Raw genomic sequence first — 16,184 nt, 5'->3', positions numbered from 1 at the left:
AGCGCTATTTAAGGGATCGGCGTTTGAATTAAATAGCGAATGAGCGAAGGCAAGCACCCTTAAATAGCGGGCCGATAACATCACGGACGCGTATCCGCGACAGCATCGCCGATCTGTGCTCGGTCCTTCGGACCACCGCATGTAGTTGAAGGTGCACAGGAAGTTCCGATCCGCACCGGGCATCTGACAGGTCTGGCAGTGGGCGGTATTCGGCTTCGTTGATCGTACCGTTAGGCTTTAACCACTGGAACTGCCAGTCGGCAGTCAACGTTGCGGTTTTACGCTTTTCGCCGCTTTCAGCAGCGTCATGCGTCCCAGTTTTCAATCTCCGGCGCAACGGCCTGGAGCAATATCCTTCTGCTGCCGCCGAGACGGACGATTATCCCTCACAAAGACGAATACAACCGCTTTTTCTAAGAAAAGGGTTCCAGCCTTTCGCTGCAAGGATTGCCCAGGCAGTGGCCCCGACATGCGGCAACCTGAAATATTTGAAGTCGGCAAATGTCGAGGTCGGCCCGATCATCAGCCCGGTCGTCAGTTCGTCCCCGAGTGTCGCGTAGATCAGGTTATCGGGAGATATTTGTGCGGCGATGGTGGCAAGCAGCGCCTCGGCCCGCTCGGCATCGCCGACCTGCTGAAATGCCAGCGCGGCCTGGGCCGTACCTTCCAGCCACACACCATCCCGATCGTCGTTAAAATCAAAACCTCCCGCAACCGCATAATGCCGATCAACCCAATGCAGAACACGCCCACTGCGGCCCCGAAACTCCGGCACGGCGAGAATGGGCCAGAGCTCGGAATCTATTCCGGACTGGCTCGAGTTGGGTGTGTCGCTTCCGGGTTGGCTGCCGACGTAAAACCGTCCCTGCTGCTCATTCCACATCGCATCAAGAAATTTGCGTGTTTTGTCCCGCATCGCCTGCCAGGCGCGCGCTCCCTCAATTTCGGCGAGCCAACCCGCAACGGCATACACATCGAGATTATGTTCCGTCGATTTCCACTCGAGTTTGGCCGGTGCAGGCTCATGACCGAATGTGCCACCTGTGTAGCCGATATCGCGGGCGCCCGCCGTATGCGCATCGATCCAGCGCATGAGTTTGGTCGCTGCCTGCACATAGGACGGATTGCTTAATCGTTCACTGGCAGTGAGAAGCGCAAGTGCCGCCCAGGCCAGGTTGCCCGTTGCGCTGCCGACCTGATAGTCATCCTCGACCCACGTCTTGCTGGCCTCACTCCAGAAACCGGGCAAAAGCATAGCATCATTTTCGTTCGCAACGGGGCCGGAACGGTAGGCGTTGCGCAGGCGGCCATCGCTGTAATAGCGATCGTTGTTGACGGCGAGCAGCAGCGCATCGGCAACCCTTTTTGCTTCGGTATCGTTGCCACAGGAAAAAAGGGCAATCGTCGCCAGGGCATTGTCATAGGTGAAACCCGCATTTGAAAGAGCGGGATCAAGCGCTTTGCCGCCCGGTGCAGGCTCAAAGCTCCGAAATACGAAGGGGGTGGTGGATTTGTCCATCTTCCCAACGAGACCCGCACACAAGCTCACAGCAAGGCGGTCGCGAACTGATCCGGAACCGGTGCGCCCATCGCCAGCAGCGACCACTCCTGTTGTGAAGCAGGTCATGAGAACTGTCGCGACGATCGATTTGACAGACATGAGTTTTCCGTTTGGTAGGCGCTTTTCCAAACAAGCCCGCCTCTAGCTTGCGGTTTACGTCGAGCACGGTCCCGGGTTTGGCGCGAATTGTCTTAGCTGAAGGCCCTTGCGAGTAACATCTGCATGGACTTCAAGAGGTCGCCCTGTTCCGCGACATTTTCGGGCGCATTGCGGAAAAGCAGCCTCAAGATTGCACGATGCTGGTCGGCAGTCGGGGTGAGAGTGAATTTGCCGGGCGTTTGCGACACCTTCGTTGCATCGATCTGCACCCAGCCCACATCGGGCACGTACAGGGACTCTGCCTCGGCGTAAGACCGGTTGAAATCCGCCAGGGTCGCGGTTTCGGTCGAAAGCGCCACGATCCGTACCGCCTTCACCTCGCTTGCGCACTGCAAACGGCCTTCGAGATCCACGCCGATCGGCTCTTCCTTGTCGACACGTGGTAATTCGATGCAGCAGATGAGGCTGGTGAAGGCAATCACCATGGCGACCGCCGACCAGATGAGGTTGAGACAATCTCGCGCCGAAAATTCTACAGGGGCGTCCCATGCGTAAACGGCGAGTAGAACTGAAACCGCGGAGGTGACGGTGACGATTGCGAAAAATAGCGCTGTAGGCCCATGAATGCGCACCTGTGACCGGTCACCACCTTTCTCCGTGACTTTAAAGGGACGTCCGAAGGGTTTGCGCATAGCCTGAAACAAGGTGATGGTGATGGGAACAGCGGTCAGCGCATGCGTCACTTCGGTGAACAGCGGTAGGGTGCGTTTTCCCGATATCCAGGTGGAGTAGGCCCAAAACAAAGCCAGTGACGACAGTCCAAATTTCATGAACATCAGCTCGTCGGCCTGAAGGGCGGAAACGCCTGTCAGCCAGTAGATCGATGGTGCCAGCAACAGGCAGAGAATGAAAGGCTTCGACAGCCAGCAAAACAGCCCGTGCAGATAATGCAGCCTTTGTGTCAGCGTGAACTTGCCACGCCACAATGGTCCCGTCCGCAGAAGGCCGATCTGAATGGTGCCCAGGCACCACCGCGTGCGTTGCGTGATATATTCTGGCAGGCCCTCAGCCGATAGACCGACACTGCGTTTTTCGTTGAGCCAGCGTGTGACGTAACCTCGCTCCATCAGGCGGTAGGTCAGCAGCATATCTTCGGAAAGTGCATCATGCGGAAACCCGCCGAGCTCGTTGACCGCCGCACGCCGCACGACAAAACTCGTCCCGACGCAGAAAGCGCAACCGACCGCGTCCTTGGCCGGCTGGAATACATCAAAGAATACACGTTGATCATCGACGAAGGAATTGCGGATGCCGAGGTTGTGCTGGATTGGGTCGCAATTAAAGTAAAATTGCGGTGTCTGCACAACTGCCACCTTGGGATCGGCGAAAAGACCGGTTACGCGACGAAGGAAGTTGGCCTGTGGCGCGAAGTCCGCATCCAGAACCATGATGAAATCGGAAACCTGTGGCAGCGCATTGGTGTGTTCAAGTGCATTGTTCAGATTTCCCGCCTTGGCATGTCTATTGTCCGGGCGCGTCACATAATTGACGCCGACCGTCTCGCAATAGTCCCGCACTTCCGGCCTGCGCGTGTCGTCGCAGACAAAAACACGCAGCTGCGGATATTGCATGGCCTGGGCCGCGATAACCGACTTCTCAAGGACGTTCAAAGGTTCGTTGTAGGTGCAGATAAAGACGTCAACGAGTGGCGCATCGGGATTAGTTGCAATCGCGGCTTCCCCTCTATCAGCCAGAAAAGACCAGTCCGTCCGCCTCGTCAGGATCAGGATCGAGCCGATGGCGTAAAAAACGGAGATCAGCTCGAAGGTGAAATAAATGTAGTTCCAGGCAGTCTCCAGAGAAAGCTCGAAGGGTGGCAGCGTATCGGTGGCGCGCCAAAATATGTAAAGGCCAAGAGACAGCAGCATAATCGCACTGAAGGCCAACCGGTCCAGGACCCTGCGCGGGTCGGCCAGTATGGTAAACAGGATCGCGCAAAGGGCGATGACAAGATTGACGTAGAGTACCGACTGAACATCGCCATCAGGGCTGAAATACATCGACTTATCCTCATGGTTGGTCAGGCGCGCGGCACGCCGCGCGTGAATGAGGTTGCTTCGAGTGTCTTAAACAGGTGGTGGGTCGCCCTGCGGGTTTGCATCGCACTCCCGCAGGGGCCCGTCCAATCCATGCGGGTGTCAGGATTGGGTGCGCGGCGCCTTTCCGGTGGCATCCGTATTGCCGAGAGGGTGCTGGGTGATGATATCGGGCTGATGTGCCCGGCCAGGCACGTCCGGCCGCTGTTGGGGCCACTCGATACCAGTGTGTGCGGATAGCGTATCACGCGACGTTTCGATCAGTGCCCATGCGGCCTGCCTGACATCCGGCAATTCGCTGACGGAGGTCTTTGCAAACTGGAACAGGCTGGCTGATGCTTCATGCACATAATTCCGGGTTTTGCCGAGCCACTCGCGCGGCAGGCTCACACTCACCCACGTGCCGACCGAACAGGCGCCGTTCTCGGTCAATTTTTCCTGTGCCCTGCTGTCCATGCGAATATAGGCGTAGAGCTCTCGCCGCTCTGTTGGTGGAAAGGGCACGGCGTAATCGAGGTCGACACGTTCGGTAGTACGTGGCACCAGGCGCTCCACCACCCCATCGGATTCTTCCGCCCAGGCATCGGAACTCACCTTCACCCGAGAACCGACGGAAAGCGCCTGTGCCTGACGCTCTGAAAAAATCGCCACGACGAAAGCGTTGCGGCAGTCAAGCGCCTCCGCCAGCGTGTCGCCTGCAACCACTTCACGGCCGGTCGCAGCCACGGGCTTGTAGAGCGTCGTACCCGGTGGAATGGAAAGATCGGCGCGGGTCAGTCTTTCAATACGTGCGCTCTCCGCCGATGCCAGCGTTTCGAGCTCGCTTTTGCGCGTCTGCATGGTGGTCATCTGCATCCGGATCTGCAGCAGATCTGCGGACCGTGTGCGAATTTCCTGCTGAAGATTTTGCAGCGATTGCAAATCGGAGCCGATATAGATGCCTTGGCGCGCGAAGTTCATTTCCTTGGTGAGTTTGTCAACGGCGACTTTGGCAGCTTGCAGCTTTGTATCTTCAAGTTGTATTGTGTCCGCTATATCCTCTCCGATTCCAGAATACATCCCCTTCGCCATCAGCTTCTGTTTTCGCGTGGCTTCCGCTTTTGCAATTCGGGTCGAATAGGTCACCATCTGCAAGGCTGCATTGGCTGCCTGTAGGTCAGATTCGGTTCTTTGCAGTAACGCCGCCTGCTGACTGGCAAGATCCCTGTTTAAATCGTCGACGCGGCTTGCATAGTCGCCAATAATTCCGTTCTTCTGGCGAAGTTCATTATCGAGTGCTGCCAATTGCACCTTCAGGCCGATGAGCGTGGTATTGTCGACCTTGTCGTTTTCAATAGCAGCCTTACCGTTCTTGTCGGATATCTTTACCACACCGCTGATCGGTGTCGTCAGCGGAATGACCGGTGCATTGATGAGGGCGCGGTTCGTCTGGGATGTGAAGACCGGCGGAAACACAGAAGATGAAAACACCGTGGCGACAACGCCAAGGACAGTATAGGAGGCCAGCTTCACCGACGCACTTTGGCGCACTTCTTTGTCTCTATTGCGGAACAGCATGATATCAACTCCTGTTTTGTTGAACAGCCTTTCCTCCCGCAGTATTAAAATAGTTCACTAAGTTTTTTTGCGACGCAACATCGTTAAGATTGCATTAATAAATTTTTCGATATCGCCTAAATCATAGGCATCTGCCAGCGTTGAAATCGCAAAAACTCGTCCACGAAAAACTACAGAGCTAAATTTCAATCGTTTCGTATCAGCTGTGCCTTTTAAATGGCATCTGGTTATTATGCGGGCTCTCACCCGGCCGCCCAGGTTGCAACCTATAGAAGCATCCGCTTGCCCAAGGCAGCGGCACGAGTCTGGTTTCCCATATCCAACTTTCGATAGGCCGGCGTCCACAGATCAGTATTCGCGGTAGCCAAAAAGGGGTCGGAACAAGATCTGGTCCTGGCAACACGCCAAGCTGTGACATTCGGCATGGCGTCGGTTCCGCCTTCGCCGGGTACGGAGAAGGCTCTGCGAAGAGCAGATTGCTGCTGGGCATCACAAGCATCAATGGCGAGCCGATCAAATCGGCTGCAATACGCAAGCGCTTGGCGGCGTAAAAACTTGATTGCAAATTTCATCTTATCTTGATTTGATCCCGAGCCAATGGTAGCAGCGTTTTCATGGAAAGCGCAAAACACCCTGAAATCCTCGAGACCTTTATGGGCGTACGCTCTCGTCTGATGCGCGTCATCTACCGTCGGGTCCATTGCCCGGCGACAACTGCCGATCTCCTTCAGGATACTTTTCTTCGCTTTTGGGAACGGCCGGGCCTGTTACGTGATGTTGTCGACCTGGCAGCCTATTTCATGATTACCGGCCGCAATCTTGCGCTTGATCACGAACGCCGCCGCAAGATTGCCCCCTTTGTGGACGGGATCGAAGGCCTTGAATCCATTCGTGATCCCGCACCATCTGCGGAAGCAGCTACCATCAGCCGTCAGGAACTGCTTCGCGTTCAGGCCGCACTGGAACACATGCCTGCCCGCGCCCAGCAGGTTTTTATACTCGCTCGTATCGACGGCCTGACATATGTCGAGATTGGCGAACGACTGGGAATATCGCCCAAAACGGTCTTTGGTCACATGGTCGTGGCGCTTGAGCGGTTGCGTGCAGAGGTCAACTACGAGCGCTAAAAGTCGCATGGCGGCTAAGAATGAGGCGGCGGATGCAGGATTTTTCCCTTCAGGAGCACTGTCCTGACAATGATCCAGAGATATCACGCCGTGCGGCCGAATGGTTCGCGCTGCTTCTCGATGACAGCGCGACACCACTCGACCGTGCCAATTTCAGGGTTTGGCTCGAACAAAGCCCGGCCCATGCGAGAGCCTATGCCGAACTGGAACGTTTGTGGCTTGGAGCCTCGGCCCTGCCAGAGGTATCAAGCCCTGCATCTGTCAGACGGCGAAAAATCCTGAAATCCGGCGGTGCACTTGCTATCCTGACCGCCGCCGGGCTTGGGACGCACGCATATTTAAGGCAGCAAACAGATTACCGGACAGGCGTCGGAGAGACCGCGCGCTTTTCCTTGCCAGACGGATCGGTTGCCGAACTGTCGACGGCGAGCGCCATATCGTTAAATTTCACGGCGGGCCAGCGACACGTCATTTTACAACAAGGCGAAGCGTTTTTCACCGTCGCGCGGGACGCTGCTCGACCGTTCTCTGTTGATTGTAAGGACCTCAGAGCTTTAGCGCTTGGCACTCAGTTTTCCGTTGGGATGCATGAGGAAGGTATCGTCGTCGCGGTTGCAGAACACACGGTAAAGGTCTCATCGTTGAGCCAAGAGCGGATCGTCCAGGAGGGGCAGTCCGTGCTTTTCGCCAATGACAAACTGTCGGTGCCATCACAGACGGATATTGAGACGAGACTCTCGTGGCGAAGCGGAAGGCTCGTTTTCATCTCGGCTCCGTTCGAGGATGTCGTTGCTGCCCTGTCAAAATGGCGCTACGGCAAGATGATTGTCATGGACAGAGCCCTGGCCCGCCGGCCGATCAGCATCATCGTGGACGTGCGCAGGGCCGGTCGGATACTGGAAAGTCTGGAGCACGGCCTGCCTATCCGTATTGCGAGCTACTCGCCTTTGCTGACGTTGATCTATCCGCAATAAAAAATCAGAAAATCGACCGAGGTTTTTTCCAAGCTGAAACGTCCCCTGTTCAGAAGCCCGAAAATGCTCGGGTATTGGTCCGTTTGCAGGGGGCAAAACGAGTGACACATAAAAACCAAGCCGGCGGCTTTCGCATGAGACTGTACCGTATAATGTTGTTGGCGGCCTGCGCCAGTTTTACGACCGTCGTCTTGTCAACAGGAGCAGTTGCTCAGACCGCCAAGAGCTACGAATTTGCGATCTCCGGTCAGCCCCTGTCGGCTGCGCTGGTGCGCTTCTCATCGGTGACCGGTATCGATGTCGCTTTTGACGGTCCTCTGCCGGCAAACCTGCGCAGCGTCGGTACAGCCGGAAATCTCTCGGCTGAGGGCGCGCTCAGACGTCTTCTCGCGGGCACAGGCCTGACCTTCCGATTTACGACCGCAAATACGGTCCTTTTGATCAACCCGCAAAACTCCTCGTCAAGCGCCAGTGCGGTTGGCGCGACAATCCTTGAGCCCATCGTTGTGCAGGGAGAGAACGCTCGTGGGCCTGTAGAGGGGTTTGTCGCCACACAGAGCGCCACAGCGACGAAGACGGGCACCTCACTCAAAGACACTCCACAGGCCGTCAATGTTGTAACGAAAGACCAGATTGCTGCTCAAGGTTCGACCACGCTGACCCAGGCTCTTCGCTATACGCCAGGCGTCATCAGCCAATATGGCGACGATTCCCGATATGACTGGTTTACGATACGTGGATTTCGACCAAGTCGATATCTGGATGGCCTGCGCCTACCGTTTGGATCGCGCGGCTATGCCCAGCCACGTGTCGAACCGTTCAGCCTCGAGCGCGCCGAAGTCCTGAAGGGTCCAGCATCGGTCCTCTATGGCCAGGGCGATCCCGGCGGTCTGATCAACATGGTATCAAAACGGCCGAGCGCAACTGCTCTTAATGAAGTGGAGATGCAGTTCGGCACCGATAAGCGTATACAGACAGCGTTCGATCTCGGCGGTGGCGCTGGTGACGATGACAGTTTCCTCTACCGCATCGTCGGCGTCGGCCGGTTGACCGATACCCAGTATGACTATGTGCGCGAGAAGAAGGGATATATTGCGCCTTCATTCACTTTCAAGGCGGATGAGGGAACATCACTGACGGTTTACGGTAGCTATCAGCACATCGACTCTCCCGGCGGCGGCGGAGCGCCGGCGCTTCCCGCGAACGGCACACTCTATACCCGCATGTATCCGGAATTGCCCCGCAGTGCATTCCCAGGCGAACCTGGTTACGACCGCTACAAGAGCGACCAGGCATCTGTCGGTTACGAGTTCGAACACGAAGTCGATGACACCTGGACCATCAGACAGAACCTTCGCTACTCCTATATCGGAACGGACACTCAGCGCGTTCAGCCCTATTGCCCGGCAGCCTGCAATCCCACGGCCTTTTACCGATATGCCTGGGCGTTTCCCGAAAGTGCCCGCGCCGTCACCGTCGACAATCAAGCGATCGGAAATTTCCAAACGGGGGACGTCGCTCATACCGCATTGTTCGGCCTCGACTATTCCTACGAAAGCAGCCGCTACGAAGAGTCCGCGCTTTCCCCGATTTTCACTCCCTTCAATGGACTTGACCCCATCTACGGCGCAACGGCGATCACGCGCCCGCCGATCGCAACACGGATCGATCAGGACCGCAGCCAGACCGGGCTCTACGCTCAGGATCAGATGGAGTGGAACAATTTCGTGTTCTCGCTCGGTGGCCGCTACGACTGGGGCAAATACAGATACGAGGACCCGGACGAGCGTCGCTGACAATCAGGTCGATCAGAGAGACGGCAAGTTTACCTGGAGGGCCGGCCTCGTATATAATTTTGACAACGGTTTGTCGCCATACGCCGGCTACTCAACCTCCTTCAATCCGGCCAGCGGCACCGACCGTTTGGGTAACGCCTTCGAGCCTACTACCGGTGAACAGTTCGAGGTTGGGGTCAAGTACCAGCCCAACGGTAGCAACAGCTTCGTCACCCTTTCTGCCTATCACCTCACGCAGGACAATGTCCTGTCGCCAGATACGACCCCCGGATTCACGAACTACAGTGTGCAGACGGGCCAAGTCAGGATGCGCGGTGTCGAACTTGAGGGCAAGGCGGAAATCACAGACGCATTCTCTGTCTTGGCATCTTATGCATATACCGACAGCGAGATCACCAAAGCCAATCCGAATGCTACGGGTATCAGCAACGAGGGCAATCGGTTTGCCTTTGTCCCACGCCAGCAGGCATCGCTTTGGCTGGACTACACACTGCAGACATCGACCATCTGGGATGGTCTGAGCTTTGGCGGTGGCGCCCGTTACACCGGTCAGACTTTTGGAGAAAATGCCAACAAATTCGACATCCCCTCATACACCGTATTTGATGCTGCCGTTCGCTACGATTTCGGCAAGGCGGACCCGAAGCTGGAAGGTTTGAAGGCGTCGCTGAATGTCAGCAACATATTCGACCGCAAGTATGTCTCGACCTGCATTGCTGCAACGGGATGCTATTGGGGCGAGGGTCGCACCGTCTACGCTACTCTCAAGTATAGCTGGTAGGATTGTGTCTGACGCTCGTTACCCACGTCGTGATTACAGGCTGACGCGGCGGCAATTCACCGCCGGGTTGGCTTCCGTTTTCCTGCCAGCAGTGGCAACAGCAAGCACGGAAACGCATCGGCTCGCCGTGTTGGACTGGGGCTGGGCAGAAAGCCTTCTCGCTCTGGACTACAAGCCATTTGCTGTTGCCGAAGCCCCTCTTTACCGTGACCGCGTTGTAACACCTGCACTTTCGACAGACACGATCGACCTTGGCCTGAGATCATGGCCGAACGTTGAACTGCTAAGAGCCCTGAAACCCGAGCTGATCGTGTCTCAAGCCGGGTATGGTATCTCTGCTGAACGTCTCGGCGCGATTGCTCCCACCCTTGCGCTGCCGCTTTACGGCCCCGCCCGGCAACCATTGATTGCCGCAGAACACGCCCTCAAGGAGATTGCACGTCGCATTGGCAGGGAAGAGCGTGCGACAGACTATTTGGAAATGTCCTACGCGAGACTGAACGCGATAGCTCACAACGCAAAAGACTACGACGGGCGCGCCCTTTTGATCATCAAGTTTACGGATGACAGGCTTATCGATATCTACGGCGCAGGTGGCTTGTTCGATGATGTCCTGAAACGGATCGGTATTGCCAACGCATGGGATGGCAAGACCAATAACTGGGGCTTCGCAACGGCGGGATTGGAGGCGATCGCGCGCTATCCTGAAGCAAGACTGGTCATCATCGAGCCGGGTCCACCGGGCCTTTTTTGGCAAAGCGCACTATGGAACGCCTTGCCAGCCGTACGGAATGGTCGTGTATCGATGATTCCACCCACGTGGGTATTTGGCGCGTTTCCATCAGCGATGCGGTTTGCCGAAGTCCTACGGCAGAGTCTCGGCATCGCATGAGAAACCGTTTCATCACCCCACCGCGCCTCGCCTTTACCATCACACTGGCAGCGATCGCACTCCACGCCTTTGCCGTTGGTCACTATGTGGCGATCTCCGACATTCCAGCGGCCTTATGGCAGCCGGATCCAGCTTCGTTCGGCCAGATCTATGTCTATTTCTCGATTGTCCCACGGTTCCTCGTCGCTCTGCTGGCTGGTGGTGCGCTTGCTTTCACGGGTGTAATATTCCAGCAGCTCCTAAAAAACCCTCTGGCAGAACCCTCGACGCTCGGGATACTTTCTGGCGCTCAGTTGGCGATCACCCTTCTTTCCCTTTCTACAGTTGCAGTTACGGCAGGCGAGCGCGAGATAGCCGGGCTTGTAGGCGGCCTCGTCGCCGTAACACTCGTTGCGGGACTGGGAAAAGCTTCAAACTTCGCACCGATGACACTCCTTCTCTGTGGGATGGTGATCAGCTTTTCCGCCGGCTCGGCCTCCGTCATACTAGCCTTGTTTCACCACGAATATCTGCGAGGGGTGTTCATCTGGGGAAGTGGTTCACTCATCCAGAATGACTATTCCAACGCGACCGCATTGGCCTTGCGCATGATCGTGCTGATACCGCTGCTGTTGCTGTTCTTTCGACCGCTTTCAGTTATCGGTCTTGATGAAAGCCATGCCCGCAGCCTCGGACTGTCTCCGGGCGGGTTGCGCGCGGTGGTACTGTTTATCGCAACCGTACTGTCGGCTGTTGTTGTAGCCCGCGTCGGCGTCATCGCGTTCGTCGGCCTTGCAGCCACCAACCTCGCCCGAATAGTTGGCGCTCGAACGCTCCGCCAACGACTGCTGTGGGGAGGACTGCTTGGTGCCGGCCTCCTGCTGCTCGCTGACAGTCTCGTGCTTGCTGGAGCGCCCGTCGTCGGTGAGGTGCCAACGGGTACCGCCACCGCAATCATCGGCGCCATAGTGATGTTGGTGCTCATCAAACATGTGCCCCACTCCGTTGACCAGCTTAACAGCAATGCCCTGAACCAAAGAGAGAACCCTCTGGCAGGCTGCTTTTTGCTGCCAGGTTCTCTTGCCATTGCTGCCGTTATCGCATTGTTCTCGCTGACCGAGAGCTTCATAGCTGGCGGGGTCGAAACATCCGTGTTGTTTGCCGGTCGATGGCCAAGGGTCCTGACCTCGGCAAGTGCCGGCGCAATGCTGGCCATTGCGGGTTCCCTCACACAAACGATCACGCGTAATCCCATAGCGAGCCCGGAAGGGCTCGGTATCAGTGCCGGAGCCGGACTGGGGATCATCGCAGCTTTCTTCGCCGGAGGAATGGCGTCGCCTATTTTGCCGCTTGCCGGCGGCATAACCGGTGCAATCGCTGCGTTTGCGATCATTCTGCTTGTGGCAAAAGGGAAAAGCTATGCGCCTGGACCTGTTCTTCTGTCTGGCATAGCCATCAGTGCGCTCGCGACTGCGATAATTTCGCTCATTGTCGCCAGTGGCGATCCGCGCGCAAGTTACATTCTGGCGTGGACCATGGGCCCTACCTTTCGTGCAACCAGCTTCGTCGCGAGCATCGCTGCAGCGTTGGTTTTGATCGGGCTGGCCATCTCGCCACTCTTGCGCCGCCCGCTAGAGGTCTTGGCGCTTGGGGACAGCACTGCACGCTCTCTTGGACTCAATCCGGCGCGATCCCGCCTCGTGCTTTTGCTGTTCATTGCCGTCCTGACGGGAGCTGCGACCGTAATTGTTGGCCCGTTGAGCTTCGTCGGCATGATGGCACCGCACATCGCCCGAGCGGCCGGGGCACGCGGCCAAATCCTGAGGCTTCTCACGGCGAGCGCGGTCGGCGCAACGCTGATGATCTCAGCCGACTGGTTGGGACGGGCTGCCGACTTTCCCTATGAGATTCCCGCAGGCGTTATCGCCGCCTTTATCGGGGGGCCATACTTTCTGTGGGTGATCCGCTCGCGGGGCAGACAAAGCCCCAGGTTCTAAAATGAGGTAACAGCCTTGGTTCAGATATCCAAAGACAGCAGAACGAGAACCATCTCGAGGATACCCCTTTTTGAGTTGGAGCGGGCCAGTTTCTCTGTCGGAACTCGGGTTTTGCTCGAACCACTGACAATAAGTTTGCCAGCACGGCGAATTATCGGCCTGATCGGGCACAATGGCTCTGGCAAGTCGACATTGATCAAGCTCCTGGCCCGCCAAAATCCACTCAGTGCTGGCAAGATTTCCTTTGATGGAACAGACTTGCATGAATGGGGCAGCAGGCCGTTCGCTCGTAAGGTGGCCTATTTGCCCCAGCAGGCGCCCGATACTGCAGGTATGCTTGTCAGCGAGCTAGTCGCGCTCGGACGATATCCATGGCACGGCGCTCTTGGCCGGTTTGGCCCCGAGGACAAGACGAGGGTGGAGGAAGCGATGAGGCTGACAGACGTTGCGCGTTATCGCGCCCGCTTCATCGACACGCTTTCAGGTGGGGAGCGGCAGCGCGTCTGGCTCGCGATGCTCGTTGCGCAAAACCCCGATTGTCTCCTCCTTGATGAGCCGACCTCGGCCCTTGATATCGCCCACCAGATCGACATTCTCACGCTTGTTCGCCGGCTCGTTGACGAGCGTGGACTTGGGGCCATCGTCGTGCTCCACGACGTGAACATGGCGGCTCGCTTTTGTGACGAAATCCTGGCACTTCATTGTGGAAAACTCATTGCACGTGGAGGACCAGATGACATCGTGGCCCCGGATCAACTGCAAGCAATCTACGAGACGCGAATGGGCGTTATGCGCCATCCTGATAGCGGTCTGCCGCTGGCATATCCACGCAGTTGAAAGGATCCGAACCGGCGACGCCGTTATTAAGGCAGATGCGTGGAGACAACAGCGCCTGCATTTACTGCCCTTGCGTTCCGTCCTATGTCATTACCTCCAGCTCGTGGCTTGGATGAACACCAAACTGCCCATCTATACTGTCGGAAAAATAATACGAGCCTGCCTCCCGGTTTCCTGAAGAAGGCAGAGAAGTCCGCCGCAATATACCAACTCGAAAGGCTTGTCGGATGGGAAATGAGCAGATTTCCGTTTTCCAACGACAGGTCGCCCCTTCGACATGATGGACATGCGGCGAGACAGCCACCATAGTGCCGAAAAAGAGCGGCGCGCCAGACAGACGCTTAACAGCGGAGCGAGCCAACGGACGGGGCTGAAATACCGGTGAAGGCCGAAGCTTTGCAGCAGTGAAGGAAGAGTTCTAAAAGTGGCCGTGCCGTGGTCGATAAAGGTTCGGCCTGCCTGCTGGCTCAGTTGAATGCCCTGCTACATTAACGAGTTGTACGTCGCTGGAGGATTTGGCTGATGAAAATGAAATTTCTCGGTGAGGCATTTTTCGCCTTGATGTTTTCCACCGCAGTCGCCTCGGCGCAGCAGGCGTCCGACACGGTGGCGCCCGAAAAAGCGACCGATATTGCGACTGCCAAACGCATCGAGGCAAAAAGCTTCATGGTAGCGGCGGCCAATCCGCTGGCGACTGAGGCAGGGCGTGATGTGATTGCCAGGGGCGGTAACGCCATCGATGCAATGGTGGCGGTGCAGGCCATGCTCGGCCTCGTTGAACCGCAGAGTTCCGGTCTCGGTGGGGGTGCCTTCCTGGTCTATTACGACGCAAAAAGCGGCAAGTTGACCACGTTTGACGGCCGCGAGACGGCGCCGATGGAAGCCACACCGAAGCTATTCCTGGATGACAAGGGTCAACCGCTAAAATTCATGGACGGAGTGGTCGGCGGCCGCTCTGTTGGCACGCCGGGAACGGTGCGACTTCTGGAGGAAGCCCACAAACGCTATGGAAAGGCCGAATGGGCAAGCCTGCTGAAGCCGGCGGAAACGCTGGCTACCGAGGGCTTTAAGGTGTCGCCGCGTCTTGCCTCCCTGATCGCGTCCGAGGGAGACCGGTTGAAGAAATATACAGAACCCCGGTCCTATTTCTTTGACACCTCCGGGGCCGCCCTGCGGGCCGGCGTTCCTTTGAAGAACCCGGCCTATGCCGAGACGCTTGCGGCGCTCGCCAAAGGCGGCGCCGATGCCTTTTACAAAGGGCGAATTGCCGAGGCGATCGTCAAGACTGTGCGCGAGGCGGCCGACAATCCCGGCGTGCTGTCGCTGGCCGATCTTTCCAACTATCGGGTCGTCGAGCGCGAGCCGGTCTGCTTTGCCTATCGTGCTCTTGACGTTTGCGGCATGGGGCCGCCGTCGTCGGGCGGAATCGCCATCGGCCAGACGCTTGGTCTGGTGGAGAATTTTGATCTCAAGGCGCTTGGGCCAAAAAATGTCGACAGTTGGCGCATTATCGGCGACGCCCAGCGTCTCGCCTTCGCCGACCGCGAGCGTTACGTCGCTGACACCGATTTCGTGCCGCTGCCGATCAAGGGCCTGTTGGACAAGACCTATTTGGGCGGGAGGGCAAAGCTGCTCGACGGCGATAAGGCGTTGACCAACGATGCCGTCAAGGCCGGCGAGCCGGAATGGGACCACGCGCTGCTTTTCGGCCGGGATGCGGCGATCGAGTTGCCCTCCACAAGCCATTTTGTCATCGTCGACAAGGACGGCAACGTGGTCTCGATGACGACAACGATCGAAAGCGGCTTCGGCTCGCGTCTGATGACGAACGGCTTCCTGCTCAATAATGAGTTGACGGACTTTTCCTTCAAGACCCATGATGGCGGTCTGCCGATCGCCAACCGCGTTGAGCCAGGCAAACGACCGCGCTCCTCCATGGCCCCGACGATCGTGATGAAGGATGGCAAACCGCTGCTCGCCATCGGTTCGCCGGGCGGCAGCCAGATCATCGGCTATGTAGCGCAGGCGCTGATCGCCTATATCGATTGGGGCATGCCTGTAGAGGCGATCGTCTCCCAGCCGCATCTCATCAACCGCTTCGGCACCTACGACATCGAGGCCGGTACAAGCGCGGAAGGTCTGGCAGGGCCACTGAAGGCGCTGGGTTACGAGGTGAAACCGGGCGAGATGAATTCCGGTTTGCATGCAATCGAGATAACCGCCGAGGGTTTGATCGGCAGCGCGGATCCACGACGCGAGGGAGTGGCGGCAGGGGAGTGAAACGCTCCGCCAGCGGAAAGGGCATGAGAATAGGTCAACACGAAGGGTGTGTATCTCGCCAAGGGGCGCTAACACCTTGACAAGAACCTGCGGCCTCCTGATGCAATTGTGGACAACGGTGCACGATCTCTTCCAGATTGCGCGGGGAGGCTGACGGTTTATCGGCAGCGATTACGTTCTTCCGGCTAACCACTACACGTGGGTTGCG

At 57.2% G+C, this 16,184-nt stretch carries 11 protein-coding genes; 8 read left to right on the top strand and 3 right to left on the bottom strand.

Annotated elements, in window-relative coordinates:
* Positions 1 to 379 precede the first annotated feature (379 nt).
* From RBH71_RS00785 to RBH71_RS00775, 3 genes are all read right to left on the bottom strand, one after another.
* Positions 380 to 1,660: a hypothetical protein gene (locus RBH71_RS00785; RefSeq protein WP_323686973.1), complete on the bottom strand. Its 1,281-nt coding sequence runs from the start codon at positions 1,658 to 1,660 to the stop codon at positions 380 to 382.
* A gap of 92 nt (positions 1,661 to 1,752) precedes the next feature.
* Positions 1,753 to 3,720 carry a glycosyltransferase family 2 protein gene (locus RBH71_RS00780; RefSeq protein WP_323686972.1) on the bottom strand — a complete coding sequence of 656 codons (1,968 nt, stop codon included), beginning with the start codon at positions 3,718 to 3,720 and terminating at the stop codon, positions 1,753 to 1,755.
* A gap of 138 nt (positions 3,721 to 3,858) precedes the next feature.
* A complete protein-coding gene (locus RBH71_RS00775) occupies positions 3,859 to 5,313 on the bottom strand; it encodes an HlyD family secretion protein (RefSeq protein WP_111851191.1) in 1,455 nt (484 codons plus the stop codon).
* Positions 5,314 to 5,927: 614 nt separating this feature from the next.
* Between RBH71_RS00775 and RBH71_RS00770 the strand changes: the two genes are divergently transcribed.
* The 8 genes from RBH71_RS00770 (at position 5,928) to ggt (ending at position 15,976) form a co-directional block, all read left to right on the top strand.
* Positions 5,928 to 6,440, top strand: coding sequence for an RNA polymerase sigma factor (locus tag RBH71_RS00770; RefSeq protein WP_003517117.1), 513 nt, complete (start codon positions 5,928 to 5,930; stop codon positions 6,438 to 6,440).
* 32 nt (positions 6,441 to 6,472) lie between these two features.
* The gene (locus tag RBH71_RS00765; RefSeq protein WP_076844267.1) at positions 6,473 to 7,414 is read left to right on the top strand and encodes a FecR family protein; all 942 of its coding nucleotides are present in this window, start codon (positions 6,473 to 6,475) and stop codon (positions 7,412 to 7,414) included.
* Positions 7,415 to 7,605: 191 nt separating this feature from the next.
* Positions 7,606 to 9,210 carry a TonB-dependent siderophore receptor gene (locus RBH71_RS00760; protein ID WP_323686971.1) on the top strand — a complete coding sequence of 535 codons (1,605 nt, stop codon included), beginning with the start codon at positions 7,606 to 7,608 and terminating at the stop codon, positions 9,208 to 9,210.
* Positions 9,155 to 9,991, top strand: coding sequence for a TonB-dependent siderophore receptor (locus RBH71_RS00755; RefSeq protein ID WP_323686970.1), 837 nt, complete (start codon positions 9,155 to 9,157; stop codon positions 9,989 to 9,991). Before RBH71_RS00760 ends, RBH71_RS00755 begins: the two co-directional genes overlap by 56 nt.
* A gap of 4 nt (positions 9,992 to 9,995) precedes the next feature.
* The gene (locus RBH71_RS00750) at positions 9,996 to 10,883 is read left to right on the top strand and encodes an ABC transporter substrate-binding protein (protein ID WP_323686969.1); all 888 of its coding nucleotides are present in this window, start codon (positions 9,996 to 9,998) and stop codon (positions 10,881 to 10,883) included.
* Positions 10,880 to 12,859, top strand: coding sequence for a Fe(3+)-hydroxamate ABC transporter permease FhuB (fhuB, locus tag RBH71_RS00745; protein ID WP_323686968.1), 1,980 nt, complete (start codon positions 10,880 to 10,882; stop codon positions 12,857 to 12,859). The genes RBH71_RS00750 and fhuB overlap by 4 nt, the downstream gene beginning before the upstream one ends.
* A 111-nt stretch (positions 12,860 to 12,970) precedes the next feature.
* Complete coding sequence (locus RBH71_RS00740) at positions 12,971 to 13,696, top strand: ATP-binding cassette domain-containing protein (protein WP_111851221.1); 726 nt, start codon at positions 12,971 to 12,973, stop codon at positions 13,694 to 13,696.
* A 522-nt stretch (positions 13,697 to 14,218) separates the two neighbouring features.
* Positions 14,219 to 15,976 (top strand): gamma-glutamyltransferase, encoded by a 1,758-nt coding sequence (ggt, locus tag RBH71_RS00735; RefSeq protein ID WP_111851186.1) that lies wholly within the window; start codon positions 14,219 to 14,221, stop codon positions 15,974 to 15,976.
* Positions 15,977 to 16,184: the final 208 nt, after the last annotated feature.

The sequence above is a fragment of the Rhizobium sp. AN68 genome (genome assembly GCF_030758035.1).
Classification (GTDB): domain Bacteria; phylum Pseudomonadota; class Alphaproteobacteria; order Rhizobiales; family Rhizobiaceae; genus Agrobacterium; species Agrobacterium tumefaciens.
This window is presented reverse-complemented; position numbering and strand designations above follow the sequence as displayed.

What these genes read in the sequence shown, in the direction of transcription:
- ggt (WP_111851186.1), top strand. Translation starts at nt 14,219, where the DNA reads ATGAAAATGAAATTTCTCGGTGAGGCATTTTTCGCCTTGATGTTTTCC.
- RBH71_RS00765 (WP_076844267.1), top strand. Translation starts at nt 6,473, where the DNA reads ATGCAGGATTTTTCCCTTCAGGAGCACTGTCCTGACAATGATCCAGAG.
- RBH71_RS00775 (WP_111851191.1), bottom strand. Translation starts at nt 5,313, where the DNA reads ATGCTGTTCCGCAATAGAGACAAAGAAGTGCGCCAAAGTGCGTCGGTG.
- RBH71_RS00785 (WP_323686973.1), bottom strand. Translation starts at nt 1,660, where the DNA reads ATGTCTGTCAAATCGATCGTCGCGACAGTTCTCATGACCTGCTTCACA.
- fhuB (WP_323686968.1), top strand. Translation starts at nt 10,880, where the DNA reads ATGAGAAACCGTTTCATCACCCCACCGCGCCTCGCCTTTACCATCACA.
- RBH71_RS00780 (WP_323686972.1), bottom strand. Translation starts at nt 3,720, where the DNA reads ATGTATTTCAGCCCTGATGGCGATGTTCAGTCGGTACTCTACGTCAAT.
- RBH71_RS00770 (WP_003517117.1), top strand. Translation starts at nt 5,928, where the DNA reads ATGGAAAGCGCAAAACACCCTGAAATCCTCGAGACCTTTATGGGCGTA.